At 71.7% G+C, this 14,142-nt stretch carries 16 protein-coding genes; 5 read left to right on the top strand and 11 right to left on the bottom strand.

What is annotated here, in order from left to right; all coding sequences use genetic code 11:
- On the bottom strand, positions 1-998 hold a 998-nt coding region (locus ESO86_RS03630), incomplete at its 3' end, for a glycosyltransferase family 4 protein (protein WP_165307286.1).
- 196 nt (positions 999-1,194) lie between these two features.
- On the opposite strand from ESO86_RS03630, the gene ESO86_RS03625 reads away from it, so the two are divergent.
- Complete coding sequence (locus ESO86_RS03625) at positions 1,195-1,401, top strand: dodecin family protein (RefSeq protein ID WP_129233525.1); 207 nt, start codon at positions 1,195-1,197, stop codon at positions 1,399-1,401.
- A gap of 75 nt (positions 1,402-1,476) precedes the next feature.
- Here the strand turns inward: ESO86_RS03625 and ESO86_RS03620 are convergent, their stop codons facing one another.
- Positions 1,477-1,965 (bottom strand): hypothetical protein, encoded by a 489-nt coding sequence (locus tag ESO86_RS03620; RefSeq protein WP_129233524.1) that lies wholly within the window; start codon positions 1,963-1,965, stop codon positions 1,477-1,479.
- 373 nt (positions 1,966-2,338) lie between these two features.
- Between ESO86_RS03620 and ESO86_RS03615 the strand changes: the two genes are divergently transcribed.
- Complete coding sequence (locus ESO86_RS03615) at positions 2,339-3,280, top strand: hypothetical protein (protein WP_129233523.1); 942 nt, start codon at positions 2,339-2,341, stop codon at positions 3,278-3,280.
- 63 nt (positions 3,281-3,343) lie between these two features.
- Here the strand turns inward: ESO86_RS03615 and ESO86_RS03610 are convergent, their stop codons facing one another.
- On the bottom strand, positions 3,344-3,973 hold the full coding sequence (locus ESO86_RS03610) for a CE1759 family FMN reductase (RefSeq protein ID WP_129233522.1): 630 nt from the start codon (positions 3,971-3,973) through the stop codon (positions 3,344-3,346).
- Positions 3,970-5,196 (bottom strand): LLM class flavin-dependent oxidoreductase, encoded by a 1,227-nt coding sequence (locus tag ESO86_RS03605; protein ID WP_129233521.1) that lies wholly within the window; start codon positions 5,194-5,196, stop codon positions 3,970-3,972. The genes ESO86_RS03610 and ESO86_RS03605 overlap by 4 nt, the downstream gene beginning before the upstream one ends.
- A gap of 113 nt (positions 5,197-5,309) precedes the next feature.
- On the opposite strand from ESO86_RS03605, the gene ESO86_RS03600 reads away from it, so the two are divergent.
- Entirely contained in the window at positions 5,310-6,062 is a 753-nt protein-coding gene (locus ESO86_RS03600; RefSeq protein WP_129233520.1) for a glycosyltransferase family 2 protein, read from the top strand.
- Here ESO86_RS03600 and ESO86_RS03595 read toward each other — a convergent pair.
- From ESO86_RS03595 to ESO86_RS03575, 5 genes are all read right to left on the bottom strand, one after another.
- On the bottom strand, positions 6,052-6,927 hold the full coding sequence (locus ESO86_RS03595; protein ID WP_129233527.1) for an alpha/beta fold hydrolase: 876 nt from the start codon (positions 6,925-6,927) through the stop codon (positions 6,052-6,054). The two genes, ESO86_RS03600 and ESO86_RS03595, sit on opposite strands and share 11 nt — an antisense overlap.
- A gap of 178 nt (positions 6,928-7,105) precedes the next feature.
- Positions 7,106-8,758, bottom strand: coding sequence for a M28 family peptidase (locus tag ESO86_RS03590; RefSeq protein ID WP_129233519.1), 1,653 nt, complete (start codon positions 8,756-8,758; stop codon positions 7,106-7,108).
- 121 nt (positions 8,759-8,879) lie between these two features.
- Positions 8,880-9,515: a hypothetical protein gene (locus ESO86_RS03585; protein ID WP_129233518.1), complete on the bottom strand. Its 636-nt coding sequence runs from the start codon at positions 9,513-9,515 to the stop codon at positions 8,880-8,882.
- Positions 9,516-9,588: 73 nt separating this feature from the next.
- Positions 9,589-10,476, bottom strand: coding sequence for an LLM class flavin-dependent oxidoreductase (locus ESO86_RS03580; protein WP_129233517.1), 888 nt, complete (start codon positions 10,474-10,476; stop codon positions 9,589-9,591).
- A 9-nt stretch (positions 10,477-10,485) separates the two neighbouring features.
- Positions 10,486-11,448 (bottom strand): EamA family transporter, encoded by a 963-nt coding sequence (locus tag ESO86_RS03575; RefSeq protein ID WP_129233516.1) that lies wholly within the window; start codon positions 11,446-11,448, stop codon positions 10,486-10,488.
- Between the two features lie 92 nt (positions 11,449-11,540).
- On the opposite strand from ESO86_RS03575, the gene ESO86_RS03570 reads away from it, so the two are divergent.
- Complete coding sequence (locus ESO86_RS03570) at positions 11,541-12,089, top strand: CGNR zinc finger domain-containing protein (protein ID WP_207207004.1); 549 nt, start codon at positions 11,541-11,543, stop codon at positions 12,087-12,089.
- A 29-nt stretch (positions 12,090-12,118) separates the two neighbouring features.
- On the opposite strand, the gene ESO86_RS03565 is transcribed toward ESO86_RS03570, so the two are convergent.
- Entirely contained in the window at positions 12,119-13,243 is a 1,125-nt protein-coding gene (locus tag ESO86_RS03565) for a M24 family metallopeptidase (RefSeq protein WP_129233515.1), read from the bottom strand.
- Positions 13,244-13,438: 195 nt separating this feature from the next.
- Positions 13,439-13,708, bottom strand: coding sequence for a 30S ribosomal protein S15 (rpsO, locus tag ESO86_RS03560; protein WP_129233514.1), 270 nt, complete (start codon positions 13,706-13,708; stop codon positions 13,439-13,441).
- Positions 13,709-13,923: 215 nt separating this feature from the next.
- On the opposite strand from rpsO, the gene ESO86_RS03555 reads away from it, so the two are divergent.
- Positions 13,924-14,142 (top strand): hypothetical protein (locus ESO86_RS03555; RefSeq protein WP_207207003.1); only part of this gene is annotated, 219 nt, incomplete at its 3' end.

Raw genomic sequence — 14,142 nt, 5'->3', positions numbered from 1 at the left:
GCGTCGTCGCCCGCCAGGTCGCGCACCCGCGCCGTCAGCTCGTCGAGGTCGCCGGGGCGGTACAGCCAGCCGTCGCGGCTCGAGCTCACGAGGTCGAGCGGACCGCCGCGACCGGTCGCCACGACGGGGACCCCGCTCGCGAGCGCCTCCTGGACGGTCTGGCAGAAGGTCTCGCTCTCGCCGGGGTGGACGAACACGTCGAGGCTCGCCATCGCCTCGGCGAGCGCGTCCCCGCCGAGGAAGCCCGTGAACGCGGCATCCGGGAGCATCGCCTCGAGCGCGGTGCGCGCCGGACCGTCGCCGATCACGACGAGGCGGACGCCGTCGATCGCGGCCACCGCGCGGAGGTCCTCCACCTGCTTCTCCGGTGCGAGCCGGCCGACGTACCCGACGAGGACCTCGTCGTCGGCCGCGTGGCGACGGCGCCATCCGAGGGAGCGCCGTTCGGGGCGGAAGCGGTCGGTGTCGACCCCGCGGGCCCAGCGGCGCAGTCGCTCGACGCCGTATCCCTCGAGCTGCGCGACGGCTGCGGAGGACGGCGCGAGCGTGAGGGTCGCGCGCCGATGCAGCCGGCCCACGTGGTTGGCGAGCATCGGGGCCGCGCCGGGCAGGCGGTAGCGCTCGGCGTAGGCCGGGACATCCGTCTGGTAGACCGCGACGCTCGGCGCGCCGATGCGCTCGGCGGCGATCACGCCCTGCCAGCCGAGCACGAACGGCGACGCGAGGTGCACGACGTCGGGGGCGAAGTCCGCGAGCGTGCCCGCGAGCCTGCGAGCGCCCGCGAAGGTCACGCGGACCTCGGGGTAGCCGGGCATCGGCACCGAGCGGAGGAACTCCGCGCGCGCGCCGTGCAGGCCGTGGTCGACGGGGCCGGACCGCGGAGCGAGGACGAGCGCCTCGTGGCCCTGCCGCTCGAGGTGCCCGAGCACCTGCAGCAGGGAGTGCGTGACGCCGTTCATGTGCGGGAGGAACGACTCGGCGAGCAGTGCGACTCTCACGCCGCCAGCATGGGGCGCTGCGCCGTCGCGACACGAGCCGAGACGCCGTCGTCCGCCGAGGGTTCACCGAGGCGACGGATGCCGTTCGCGCGCCGGTCGCGAACGGGTCAACCCCTCGCGGCGCCCGCCGGTCAGGCGCATGATGGAGGTCGGGCGCATGCTCCGATGCGTCCGGGATCGTTCGAGGGGGAACGACATGTCATCGGTCGCACGAGTCACCACCATCACCGCCTTCTCCGAGACGAGCTTCGAGGACGCGGTCGCGGTCGGCATCGCCCGCTCCGCGGAGACGCTTCGCGGCGTCAAGGGCGCGTGGGTGAAGGAGCAGAAGGTCAAGGTCGAGGGCGGCAGCGTCGTCGAGTGGTCGGTCACCCTGGAGGTCACGTTCGTGCTCGACGACTGACGCGGCGCAACCGGTCACGACGGGCCGGGGCGGACGGCGTGCGCCGTCCGCCCCGGCCCGTGGCGTGCGATGCGATCAGGGCGCGCTGAAGGTCCCCTTCACCGCGATGAACGCGCCGCTGTCGAGGTCCTCGACGGTCACGTTCGACCACACGACGGAGAGCAGCGTCGCGGTCTGCCCGTTCGGGCAGTCGAGCGCGACGTCTGCGGGCGTCGGCATGAGCGTCAGCGAGCCGACGATGTTGCCGTTCTTGGCGGCGGTGAACTCGCCGCTCTCGGAGACCCTCGAGTCGATGGTCGTCTTCTTGGGGTCGGACGGCACGTTGCCGCCCCCGTTCACGCACGAGTAGGTGGCGCTGAGGTCCGCACTCGCGACGACGGTCTCGACCGCGCCGGAGGGCAGTCCGGCCTCCTTGAAGTCGACGACGAGGTTCACGCCGTCGAGGTGCGCGGAGGTGGCGTTCTTGATGAAGTGCGGGTTGCCCGCCATGGCGGGTCCGGCCGCGCCGACCAGGACGAGCGCGGCGGCCGCGCCGAGCGCGGCGAGTGCACGACGGATGGACATGATGGTCCTTCTCTCGGGTTGCGATCTGTTCGGGAGCCGATGCGACGTCGGCTCGCGCGCGTCCGAGGACCCGGTAGGGCGAGAGAAGGGGCGTGTGCGGCCGAAGCCGCGCTCCCGGTGCCGACGCTACTCCCGAAGCCGTCCCGCGTGAAGGCCCTTCATGAGTATTACTCAGCTTTTCTCGTCCACCGTGAACCGAGGACTCCTCGCCCTTGGAGCCCGATCATCACGGATCGATGACGACTGCCTCCCGCAACCGGAGAGCCGCGTCCGGCAGCCCATATGATCCGCTGAGACCGACTGGTCGATGAAGGGCATCCAGGTCGTCTCGACGGACCAGTCGGGCTCCTGGCGAAACACAGTGGAGCATGCATTGATCACACTTTCCAGGCGCACGGCAGCCGCCGTCGTCACCGGGCTCACCACCGTCACCGCAGCGGTCACGGCCGGTGCGCTCGCCATGGGCCCCGTCGCGGGCGCCGAACGCCCAGACCTCGCGGATGGGTCGACGACGACCACCGTGCGCGAGTACTCGGATGACGCCATCGCCGACCTCCAGGCCGACGCGGACGCCGCCGCCGCCGAGCAGTCGACGACCTCCGGCGCCGGTGCTGGGTACCTCGGCAACGAGGCGACGACCTTCGTACCGGTCGCCCCCTGCCGGATCGCAGACACCCGCAAGTCGTCGGCCGGCAGGATCGCGGTGTCGAGCACACGCGATTTCCGGGTCTCCGGGGACATCGGGTTCGAAGCACAGGGCGGAACTTCGGGCGGATGCGGCATCCCCGAGAATGCCGTCGCGATCGGGGCAGCGCTGAAGGCGGTCGCGCCGGCCGGGAGCGGCTATCTCAAGCTCTGGGGGTACGGCGAGGCCATCCCGACCTCGACCGCACTCACGTACCCGAAGGGTCTCGAGGTCGGCGACGCGACCGTTGCCGCACTCAGCGCGCCTGGCACGGACTTCCGCCTCTCCGCTCGCCCGTTCCTCAGCCCAACCCACCTGGTGATCGACGTCACGGGCTACTACGTGCTCAACGACCACGGCCTGATCACCCCTGAGGGCGGACTCGCCGCGGGTGGCGCGACGCTGTGGGGCATCTGGCGCGGAGAGGGCACGCCGACCACGGGCTTCTACGCGCTCGCCGTCGACCACGATCTCGAGTTCTGCTCGTACGTCGTCACCCCGTGGGATTCGGACGTCGTCGCATCGGCCACGATGAGCGACACGTACATCAACGAGTTCTTCGTGTACCTGCAGGATCGCGAGACCGGCGCGCCGAAGGACGGCGCGTTCTACTACTCGGTCACCTGCTGAGCGACGCACCACGGGAGGGCCGGCGGAATGTCTCCGCCGGCCCTCCGCCGTGTCATCCCCGGGTCACTCCCCCGCGAGGCCCCCGAGCAGGTGACCCATCGGACGGTCCAGCGCGAACGGGTCGCTCAGCATGTCGCTGCGGTCGGTGCGCTCGACGAGGTCGGCGAACTCGGTCGCACCTCGGAAGATGCGGTCCGGCAGCGACCGGACGCCGTCTCCTCCGCCGCCCCAGTCGCCCGTCGCGGCGAAGACGCCGGTCGTCACGGGGATGGCGTGCAGGTAGGTGAACAGCGGCCGGATCGCGTAGTCGATCGCGAGCGAATGCCGCGGCGTGCCGCCCGTGGCGCCGATGAGCACCGGGAGGTCCGTCAGCGCCTGCGGGTCGATCACGTCGATGAACGACTTGAACAGGCCGGCGTAGCTCGTCGTGAAGATCGGCGTGACGACGATGAGGCCGTCGGCCGACGCGACCGCGTCGAGCGCCTCCTCGAGCTTCGGCGGGGCGAAGCCCATGAGCAGGTGGTTCGTGATGTCGTGCGCGAGGTCGCGCAGCTCGAACACCTTCGCGTCGACCTCGACGCCGCGCTCCCGCAGGAGTCCGGCACTGTCGGCCAGGAGCCGATCGGCGAGCTGGCGGCTCGAGCTGGGCGTCGAGAGCCCGGCCGAGATGACGACGATCCTCCTGGCGGTCATCGCGCACCCGCCGTCCGGGTCGCGGCCCGGCCGAAGGCCGAACCGGTCGAGGCCGCCACGGGTGCGCCCGGGCCGTCCTGGTAGGGCGAGCCCAGGGTGAGGTTGTCGCCGCGGTTGGCGTTCGGCGTCGCCTGGCGCGGTGCGGCATCCCCGTACTTCGCCCGGACGAGCGAGGCATGGGTCGGCGCGTCGGGCACGTCGGCGGGGCGGTCCTTCGCGAACTCGCGGCGCAGCACGGGCACGACCTCCTCGCCGAGCAGGTCGAGCTGCTCGAGCACGGTCTTGAGCGGAAGGCCGGCGTGGTCCATGAGCCAGAGCTGGCGCTGGTAGTCGCCGACGTAGTCGCGGTAGGCGAGCGTACGGTCGATGACCTGCTGCGGGCTGCCGACGGTGAGCGGCGTCTGCTGGGTGAACTCCTCCATGCTCGGGCCGTGGCCGTACACCGGGGCGTTGTCGAAGTAGGGGCGGAACTCGTTCACCGCGTCCTGCGAGTTCTTCCGCATGAACGCCTGGCCGCCGAGGCCGACGATCGCCTGCGCGGCGGTGCCGTGGCCGTGGTGCTCGAAGCGCTGGCGGTACAGCGCGATCATGCGCTGGGTGTGGGTTGCCGGCCAGAAGATGTGGTTGGCGAAGAAGCCGTCGCCGTAGAAGGCGGCCTGCTCCGCGACCTCGGGGGTGCGGATCGAGCCGTGCCACACGAACGGCGGCACGCCGTCGAGCGGGCGCGGGGTCGCGGTGAAGCCCTGGAGCGGGGTGCGGAACTTGCCCTCCCAGTCGACGACGTCCTCGCGCCAGAGGCGGTGCAGGAGCTCGTAGCTCTCGATCGCGATGGGCAGGCCCTGGCGGATGTCCTTGCCGAACCACGGGTAGACCGGGCCGGTGTTGCCGCGGCCGAGCATGAGGTCGGCGCGACCGCCCGACACGTGCTGGAGCATCGCGTAGTCCTCGGCGAGCTTCACGGGGTCGTTCGTGGTGATGAGGGTCGTGGCGGTCGAGAGCTGCAGGGTGCTCGTCTGCCCGGCGATGTACGCGAGCGTCGTGGTGGGCGACGACGACCAGAACGGCGGGTTGTGGTGCTCACCGAGCGCGAAGACGTCGAGGCCGACCTCCTCCGCGTGCTTGGCGATGGTCAGCGTCGCCTGGATCCGCTCGGCCTCGCTCGGCGTCCGGCCGGTCGTGGGGTCCTGCGTGATGTCGCTGACGGTGAAGATTCCGAACTGCATGTCGCCCTCCTGGGCTCCTTCTCTCGTTTCATGCGTTTGCATGCAATCAGGTGAACGGATGGCCCGGCCGGACTATTCCCGGCCGCGAACGGGCGACACTAGACTTCGCCACGATGGGCACCATCTCGGTCGTCATCCCGTGCCGGAACGATGCGCCGTTCCTGGCGGTCTGCCTCGACGCGCTCCGCGGGCAGAGCCGGAGACCCGACGAGGTGATCGTCGTGGACGACGGCTCGACGGACGACTCCGCCGCGATCGCCCGGGACGCCGGGGCTCGCGTGGTCGCCCAGGCGCACCGGGGGATCTGGCCGGCGGCCGCCGCCGGATTCGACGAGGCCGCGGGTGAGATCCTCGCGCGCCTCGATGCGGACTCCGTTCCGGCGCCCGACTGGCTCGAGCGGGTGGAGCAGCGGATGGGATCCGACGACCGTCCCACGGCGGTCACCGGCGTCGGCACGTTCTACGGCGGCACGCGACCGCGGCGATGGATCGCACGTCATCTCTATCTCGGCGGCTACTTCACCGTCATCGGCGCGGTGCTCGGTCATCCGCCCCTCTTCGGTTCGAACTCGGCGCTGCGGCGCGACGCATGGGCCGTCCTCCGGACGCTCGTGCATCGCGATCGCGCCGACGTGCACGACGACCTCGATCTCTCCTGGTGGATGCAGCCGGGCATGACGGTCGTGTACGACCCGTCGCTCCTCGTCGGCGTGTCGATCCGACCGTTCGAGAGCCCGGAGCAGCTGGCCCGACGGCTGGTCATGGCCTACCGGACGCTCGCCGTGGACTGGCGCGCCTGGCCGGCGCGTCGACGACGAGCCGAGCGACGTCGCGCCGCGGATGCGGCCGGAGCCGTCACGAGGTGAGTCCCGCCTCCGCGAAGAGCGCCAGCATGTCCCGCGCGAGCTGGTTCGGCGACTGCTCGCAGGGGCTGTGCCCGGCCCGATAGACCGCGAGACGAGCGCCGATCTCGCCCGCGAACCGCTCGTGGAGCGACCGCGGCCAGAGGTCGTGCTCCCCCACCGCGACGAGCTTGGGAATCGTCGAACGCGCCGTCGGCTCGGTCAGGTCGGGGGTCCGCATCATCAGGCCGATGATGTCCGTCACGCTGTCACGGCGGGTCAGCGCGAAGCGCTCGCGGACGAACGCGAACCGACCCGGCGGAACGCGGTTCAGGTTGTTCCGGATGCCCCAGAGCATGAGCCCCGCGCCCTGGGCCGCCGACGCGGCGCCGGAGATCGGGCCGATCCGCTTCAGGCCCCGGAACACCTGGCCGACGAGCGGGGGCGCGCTGAGGAGCGTCAGGCTCGCGAAGCGGTCCGGACGTTCGCTCAGCGCCCGTTGCGCCACGGTGCCGGCGAAGCTGTAGCCGAGGACGTGCGCCGGCGCGAGGCGGCTGTCGAGCACGGCGATCAGGTCGTCCGCGAACAACCGCTCGTCGTACCGCGCGCGTGGCGGATCGAGGTTCCAGGGCCCGGCCTCCGCGGACTCGTACTGCCCGGCGAGGTCGAACGACTCGACGCGGAACCCCGCGCGGACGAGCGGAGGCGCGAGCAGCAGGAAGTCCTCCTTCGACCCCGTCGCGCCCGGCACCAGCAGCACCCTCGGCCCGTCCGCGGGACCGAGCGCGACGCTCGCGAGTCCACCGCTCGGCGCAGCGGACCGGAAGCGCTCGGTGCCGGAGGGCCACTCGCGCCAGTCGATGTCGGGGAGGGCCGCGTCGCGCAGCATCGCTTCGTCGTCGACCGCGACCGTCGTCCGATCCGCGACGACGTCGCGCCGCCGCCGTGAGTCGTGCCTTCCGGAGAAGTCGAGCACGCCCTCACGGTACCGCGTGCCGAGCCCACGCGGACAGGGAACGGGGCCCGCCGCTTCCGCGACGGGCCCCGCTGGGTCGGTTCGATCGAGGTCAGTCGGTCTCGGTCGAGCCGTGGTGGTGGTCGTGGTCGTGGCCGCCGACGAGGTCGGGGTCGAGGCCGCCGGCGTTGCCGCCGATCGTGCCTTCCGGACCGGCCGGTGCGGGCAGCTTGAGACCGCCGGGCACCTTCACGCCCGTGACGCCGTTCACCGACTCCGTCGAGTACGAGTACGCGAGCACCGCGGTGGCGATCGCGTCCACGTTCACGTCGAGCGCGTGCTCGTTGACGTTGTCGATCGTGTCGCAGGCGAGGTGGTAGCACTGGTCGTACGACTCACCGGCGACGCCGCCCCAGATCGACTCCTGCTCCTCGGTCTTCTGGACCTCAGCGCCGGTGAACAGGCCGCCCGCCGGGATGCCGACGCGGATGAACGCGTCGTAGTCGCTGCGACCGCTGAACTGCGCGTCGTCGTACGGCTCGCCGACCGAGGTGTAGTAGCTCTCGAAGAGCTTCTCGATCTGGACCGAGCCGTCGGGGATGGGAACGCCCGCAGGCGCCAGCCAGCCGGACTCGTCGCCGTCGTAGACCATGAAGATGTAGTTCGGCGAGGCGACCATGTCGAAGTTCAGGTACAGCGCGATGCGGTCCTGCTCCTCCTGGCTGAGACCGGCGACGTAGGCCTCCGAACCGAGCAGGCCGTCCTCCTCGGCGGCCCACCACGCGAGGCGGATCGTGTTCTGCGGCTCGAGCTTGCTGAGGTTCTGCGCGATCTCGATCAGCGCGGCGGAGCCGCTGCCGTTGTCGTTGATGCCGGGGCCGGCCTCGACGGAGTCGAGGTGCGCGCCCGCCATCACGACGTTGTCGTCGTTGACGCCGGTCTTCTCGGCGATGACGTTCTTCTGCGGGCGGTTCTCCGGCGCGGGCACGAACACGTGCGCGGTCGACCCCTCCGCCGAGAGTGCCACGCCGTCGTCGTAGCTCGCACCCACGACGGGGATGCCGTGGGTGATCGGCGTGCCGTCGGTGAGGGTGCCGGCGTTGGCGACGATGAGGGCCGTGCGCTCTGCCGTGTTGCCCTGGTTGAAGATGACCACGGCCTCGGCGCCGGCGGTCTCGGCGTTCAGCGCCTTGTCGCCGAAGTTGCACGCACCGCGTTGGACGAGGGCGATGTCGTTCGGTCCGGAGAAGTCGAGCCCGGCGAAGTCCTCCGGCTGGCACCCGCTCGTGCTGGTGTTGCCGAGCCCGAGGTCGAGGTCGACCGGCACGACGTTGCCGGTGACGTCGCCGGCGCCCGTACCGGAGAACGCGCCGGTGCTGTAGTCGGCCTGGATCGGCGTGAGCTGGCTGAGCGAGGCCGGACCGAAGTACGTGTAGTCGAACTCGTCGATCGACACGTCCCAGCCGGCTGCCTCGAGCGTCTCCACGACGTACTGGACGCTCTGCTCGTAGCCCTCGGTACCCGCTGCGCGGTTGCCGCCGTTCGCGTCTGCGATCTCCTGCAGTGCCGCCATGTGCTCCATCGCACCGTCGGCGTCGACGCACTCGAGCAGGCTCGAGAGGGTGGTGTTGTTGCGGTTCTCGCAGCCCTTCGCGGCCGGAGCACCCAGCGCGGCGCCTGCCGGCACCAGCGCCAGCGCCGCGACCGTCGCTGTGCTGGTCGCGAGCACGGCGGCGCGGCGGGAAAGCCTCGTAGTTCGATACATCGTCTCTCCTTCTCGGAGGGCGTCCTCATCGATGCCCTTCCTGCGAGAGACTACGTGCCGCGACGCCGACGGTAACAGTCTTGACTTCGAGCGAGCGCCCGACTATGCGGACGACGATTCCTCACGATCGCTCGTCGGCGGATGCCTCGTCGCCGCCACCCGGGATCGCACCGAGTCCGCTGAGGTCGAGGTCCACCCGATACGGCCGGCCGCTGCCCTCGATGACCGCCGGCACCCTGACGAAGGCTCCGCGGGAGACGCGCAGCTCGTCGAGGGCGTCGCGCCAGCGCCGGTCGGGCGCCTCGCCGAGGAACCCGGCATGCCGGGGCCGGTCGCCCCCGACGAGCTGCACGCCGACGCGGTACTTCGGCGACAGCCACCGACGCGCCCTCGGCACGAGGATCGCGTGCTGAGATGCACCCCCGTGCAGGCGGGCGAGGTCGATCGCGGGCTGGTGCCGATGCACGTCGACGACGGGGACGACGGCGCGCACCGCTGCCGCGACGGGCGACGCGTCGACGATCTCGATCCCGTCGAGCGTCGTGAGATCGCCCATGGGATCGGGATTGCGCATGCGCCGCTCCCTGACGAAGCCGACGACGCCCCACGCCGCGGTCAGCGTGATCGCGATGAGCAGCGCGACGAGCCATCCGCCGCTCTCCGGGCGGATCAGCCCGGTGAGGAGGAGGAGCGCCACCAGGACGAGGTACGGGAGCGGCTCCCACCGGAACGGGGAGACGAAGCGGGGCGCGGACACCACGTCAGGCTACCGGCCCTGCGGGCGACGAGGCGGCCGGCCGCCCACGCGACCCGCGTGACCTCCGATCGGATCAGCGGAGCGAGGCCAGGCGCGAGCCGACCTCCTCGAGGACGGCCTCGCTGCCCGCGTACAGCCCGTGCTCGCGCGGCCGGTGCGAGACGACGTCCGTGAAGCCGAGTTCGCGGGCCCGCCCGACGGCGTCCTCGAACGCGTCCGCACTCGCCATCGAGTACCGGGCGTCGCCGTCGAGCGAGAGCACCCGGTCGAACTCGTCGGGCGCGCGTTCCTCCGCCGCCAGGGCGTCGTCGAGCCGTGACGCGAGCTCGGCGATGCGCGCCCACCATGCGGCATCCGTGTCGACGTCGCCGCCGGTGGTGACCCAGCCCGATCCGTAGCGCGCGGCGAGCCGCATCGCGCGGGGACCGTTCGCGGCCATGAGGAACGGCATGCGCGGCTCCTGCGCCGGTTCGCCGACCATGCGCGCCGCGACGGCCGAGAAGTGGTCGCCCCAGTAGGAGATGCCCTCGCCCGCGCCGCGCTCGAAGCGCAGCAGCCGGTCGAGCGCCTCGGTGAACTCGCGGAATCGCTCGTACCGTTCGCGCACGGAGAGTTCGGACTGCCCGAGCACGTGCGCGTCGAAGCCGGTTCCGCCCGAGCCGAGGCCCAGGATCAGGCGGCCGCCCGAGACCTGGTCGAGCGTGGCGACGTCCTTCGCGAACGGCACCGGATGACGGTAGTTGGGGCTCGCGACGAACGTCCCGAGGCGGATCCGCTCGGTGACCGTCGCCGCCGCCGTGAGCGTCGGAACGGTCGCGTGCCACCGCTCCCCCGCGAGGCCGCGCCAGGAGAGGTGGTCGTAGGTCCAGGCGTGGTCGAACCCGAGCTCCTCGGCCTGACGCCAGAGCCGACCGGCCTCGGGCCACTCGTACTGCGGGAGGATGACGAGGCCGAATCGCATGCCCAGAGCCTACGCGCCGGTGGAGACGGGCATCGGCTCCGGGACCGCCTCGTCGGATGCCGCGTCCCGCGGCCTCCGCTCGAGCTTGACGAGCACGATCCCGCCGAGGATCAGGGCACCGCCGAGGATCTGCAGCGGTCCGAGCGCCTCGCCGAGGAGGACCCAGCCGACGATGCCCGCGAAGATCACCTCGGAGAGGCCGAGGAACGAGGAGAGGCGCGACCCGAGCAGGCGGATGGCGGCGATGCCCGCCGCGTACGCGAACGCCGTCGAGAACGCGCCGACGGTGAGGAGCGGGATCCACCACGGGGCGGTGCCGCCGAGGAACGCGACGTCGACGAGCGCCGCCTCCATGGGCATGAGGCCCGCGAGGCCCGCGAGGCCGAGGGAGATCGCGCCGACGACGAACCCGGCCGCGATGAGCGCGACGGGCGGCACTCGCTCCGACGCCTTCTCCCCGATCGCGTAGTAGACGCAGACGCCGATCATGGCGATGGCGGCGAATGCCAGGCCGAGCGGGTCGAGGTCGCCGCCGCCGGGGCCGATCACGAGCCAGAGGCCGGCCAGCGCGAGCGCGGAGCCGCCGAGCACGATGAGCTGCGGCATCCGCCTCGTGCTCACCCAGGCGAACAGGACGAGCGCGATCGGCGCGAGGTACTCGATGAGGAGCGTCATCGACACCGGGATGCGCTCGAGGGAGGCGTAGAACGCGAACTGCACGCCCGCGACGGCCACGACGCCGAAGAGCAGCACGGTCCAGCGGGCGCGCCACAGCGGCCGCAGGTCGAACCGCAGCGCGATGAGGCCCGGGACGACGAGCAGCACGGCCGCGATCGAGATCCGCGCGAGCACCGCGGCGCCGGGAGACCAGCCCGCCTCGAGCAGGGGCTTGACGAACACGCCGCCCACGCCGAACGCCAGCCCGGCGGCGAGCCCGAGCGCGATGCCGACGATCCCCCGTGATGCACGCACGGTCGCCTCCTCCACAGTCCGCACGCCGCGGAACCGTAAGGACCGAACGACGTTATGCTCGTTACGCTAGCGATGCGGATGTCAGGAGTCAAATGATTTTCACCGATGACACTGTCGCGGCCCTCGGGTTCATGGCCGCGGTCGCCGACACGGTGCCCGGAGCGTCGGAGTCCGGCGACGACGAACTCGCCACGACGGGCCAGTTGGCCGGCCTGCTCGACGTCTGGGGCTTCTCGGGTCGCCGCGACGGCGACGGGCGCGAACTCGACGAGGTCCGCGCCGTGCGCGGCCGCCTCCGCGAGATCTGGACGCTCGAGCGCGATCCCATGGCGGGCGCCGTCAACGCCATCCTCGAGGAGGCGCACGCGATCCCCCGCCTCGTGCGGCACGACGAGCTCGACTGGCACATCCACGCCGTCTCGCAGGACCGTCCGCTGGCCGAGCGGATGCTCGTCGAGGCGGCCATGGCGCTCGTCGACGTCATCCGCGCCGACGGGATCGACCGGCTCGCGCGGTGCCAGGCCGACGACTGCACCGGCGTCTTCGTCGACCTCTCGAAGAACGCCTCGAAGCGGTACTGCAGCACGCGCTGCGGCAACCGCATGGCCACCCGGGCCTACCGGGCGCGCAGCGCCGACTGATCAGCCGATGACTCGGCGTGCCGCCCGGGTCAGTGCACGATCGCCATCTCGCGGGGCGTCGTGTTCAGGCGGCGACCGCCGTCGGCCGTGACCGTGACGATGTCCTCGATGCGCACGCCGAACCTATCGGGAAGGTAGATCCCGGGTTCGATCGAGAAGCACATGCCTGGCTCGAGCGGCGTCTCCTCGCCCTCGACCATGTACGGAGGCTCGTGCGTCGTGAGGCCGATGCCGTGCCCGACCCGGTGGATGAAATACTCGCCGTACCCGGCGTCGGCGATGACCCCGCGAGCGACGCGGTCGATCTCCTGGCACGCGACGCCCGGTCGCACCGCGTCGAACCCCGCCTGCTGCGCGCGGACGACGAGCTCGTGCACCGTGCGCTCCTCGTCGGTGGGCTCGCCGACGTGCACCGTGCGGGTCGTGTCGGAGCCGTACCCGAGCTTCAGCCCGCCGAAGTCGAGCACCACCATGTCGCCGTCCTCGATGACGCGGTCGCCGTGCTCGTGGTGCGGGTTCGCGCCGTTCGGCCCGGAGCCGACCAGGGTGAAGTCGACCTGGGAGTGGCCGTGCGCGATCAGGAACGCAGCGAGGTCGGCGGCGACCTCGGCCTCCGTGCGGCCGGCGAATCGCACGCGGAGGATGTCGCCGTACGCGGCGTCGGCGGCCGCGCCCGCCGCGGCGAGCCGTTCGAGCTCGTCGTCGTCCTTCACGGCGCGGAGCATGGGCAGGGCCGTCGTCATCGACACGTACGAGGTCGTCTCGAGCCGGCCCTGGAGACCGAGCAGGTGCATCGCCCACGCGGAGTCCGACATCGCGTACCGCCCCGACCCGAGCTGGGGCGCAGCCACCCCGTAGGGGTCGTCGCCGTCCATCCAGTCGATGAGCCGGACGATCGGCGCGCCGGCGGCGCGTTCGGCATCGGGCCGCTCGAGCCGCGGCACGACGAGCGACGGGTCGCCGTCGGCCGGGACCACGAGCATCGTGAGGCGCTCGGTGATCGCCGCGGGCACGTACCCCGTGAGGTAGGCGAGGTCGGGCCCCGGCGTGACGACGAGACCGGCGAGGCCCGCGTCGTCGGCCGCACGAGCGGCCCGCCGCATGCGCGCGGCGAAGTCGTCGACGGTGAAGGGTACGGGCATCGCGTCGGTCATCGTCGTCCTCCTCGTGGCCATGGCCGCGACGGGCCCGCGCGGTCGGTCGGAGGATAGCGGGCGCAGGCCCGGACCGTCAGGCCGTCCGGCCCTTCGTCGGGCATGACGAAGGCCCCCGGCCGGCTCGTGGTGAGCGGGGCGGGGGCCTTCGCAAGAAGTTCGCGGTGTCGTCGAGAGCCGCGCGGGTGAACGCGCTTAGCGGCGCAGCCCGAGACGCTCGATGAGCGAGCGGTAGCGGTTGATGTCGACGTCGGCGAGGTAGCCGAGCAGACGACGACGCTGACCGACGAGGAGCAGCAGGCCACGACGCGAGTGGTGGTCGTGCTTGTGCTCCTTGAGGTGCTCGGTGAGGTCCTTGATCCGCTTGGTGAGGATCGCGACCTGGACCTCGGGGGATCCGGTGTCACCGGGGTGGGTCGCGTACTCGTCGATGATCGCCTTCTTGATGTCTGCATCCAGTGCCATAGATGGGATCCCTTCTTCTCGTTGCGCGCTGCCCGGGGCCTGATGCCTGGGCTCTCTTGATGCGCGGCCGATTCACGGCAACCTCAAGATTCTAGCAGAGCGAATGCCGCACGCCCGCCGCCCGGGGCGACCGGCGGGACGCCGTGCCGCGGGTGCCGCGGCACTCGCCCGGTCGCCTTCGCGCCGGGATTAGGCTGGAACACGGACGGGGCGGCATGTCGATCGACGAGGAACGCGCGCAGCTCCGGGAGCGGGTCTACTCCCGTGCCGGGGCCGACGACCCGCGCTTCGAGCGCCTCGACCCCGAGACGGGACGCACGCTCCTGCTCACGGACAGCGAGTGGCGCCTGCTCGAGCTCGACCGCCGCGCCGCGGCCCCGGCCCCGACGCCGACCCGCGCCGCCGAGCGCATCCCGGCACCCGGACGAGCGGGC

The organism is Agromyces binzhouensis (assembly GCF_004135055.1).
Lineage (GTDB): Bacteria > Actinomycetota > Actinomycetes > Actinomycetales > Microbacteriaceae > Agromyces > Agromyces binzhouensis.
Note: the sequence above shows the minus strand (reverse complement) of the source record. Positions and strands in the feature narration are given on the sequence as shown.

Bases quoted from the DNA above. Each gene is read 5' to 3' on its own strand.
- ESO86_RS03625 (WP_129233525.1), top strand. From the start codon at position 1,195: ATGTCATCGGTCGCACGAGTCACCACCATCACCGCCTTCTCCGAGACG.
- ESO86_RS03620 (WP_129233524.1), bottom strand. From the start codon at position 1,965: ATGTCCATCCGTCGTGCACTCGCCGCGCTCGGCGCGGCCGCCGCGCTC.
- ESO86_RS03610 (WP_129233522.1), bottom strand. From the start codon at position 3,973: ATGACCGCCAGGAGGATCGTCGTCATCTCGGCCGGGCTCTCGACGCCC.
- ESO86_RS03605 (WP_129233521.1), bottom strand. From the start codon at position 5,196: ATGCAGTTCGGAATCTTCACCGTCAGCGACATCACGCAGGACCCCACG.
- ESO86_RS03600 (WP_129233520.1), top strand. From the start codon at position 5,310: ATGGGCACCATCTCGGTCGTCATCCCGTGCCGGAACGATGCGCCGTTC.
- ESO86_RS03595 (WP_129233527.1), bottom strand. From the start codon at position 6,927: ATGCTGCGCGACGCGGCCCTCCCCGACATCGACTGGCGCGAGTGGCCC.
- ESO86_RS03590 (WP_129233519.1), bottom strand. From the start codon at position 8,758: ATGTATCGAACTACGAGGCTTTCCCGCCGCGCCGCCGTGCTCGCGACC.
- ESO86_RS03580 (WP_129233517.1), bottom strand. From the start codon at position 10,476: ATGCGATTCGGCCTCGTCATCCTCCCGCAGTACGAGTGGCCCGAGGCC.
- ESO86_RS03570 (WP_207207004.1), top strand. From the start codon at position 11,541: ATGATTTTCACCGATGACACTGTCGCGGCCCTCGGGTTCATGGCCGCG.
- ESO86_RS03565 (WP_129233515.1), bottom strand. From the start codon at position 13,243: ATGACCGACGCGATGCCCGTACCCTTCACCGTCGACGACTTCGCCGCG.
- rpsO (WP_129233514.1), bottom strand. From the start codon at position 13,708: ATGGCACTGGATGCAGACATCAAGAAGGCGATCATCGACGAGTACGCG.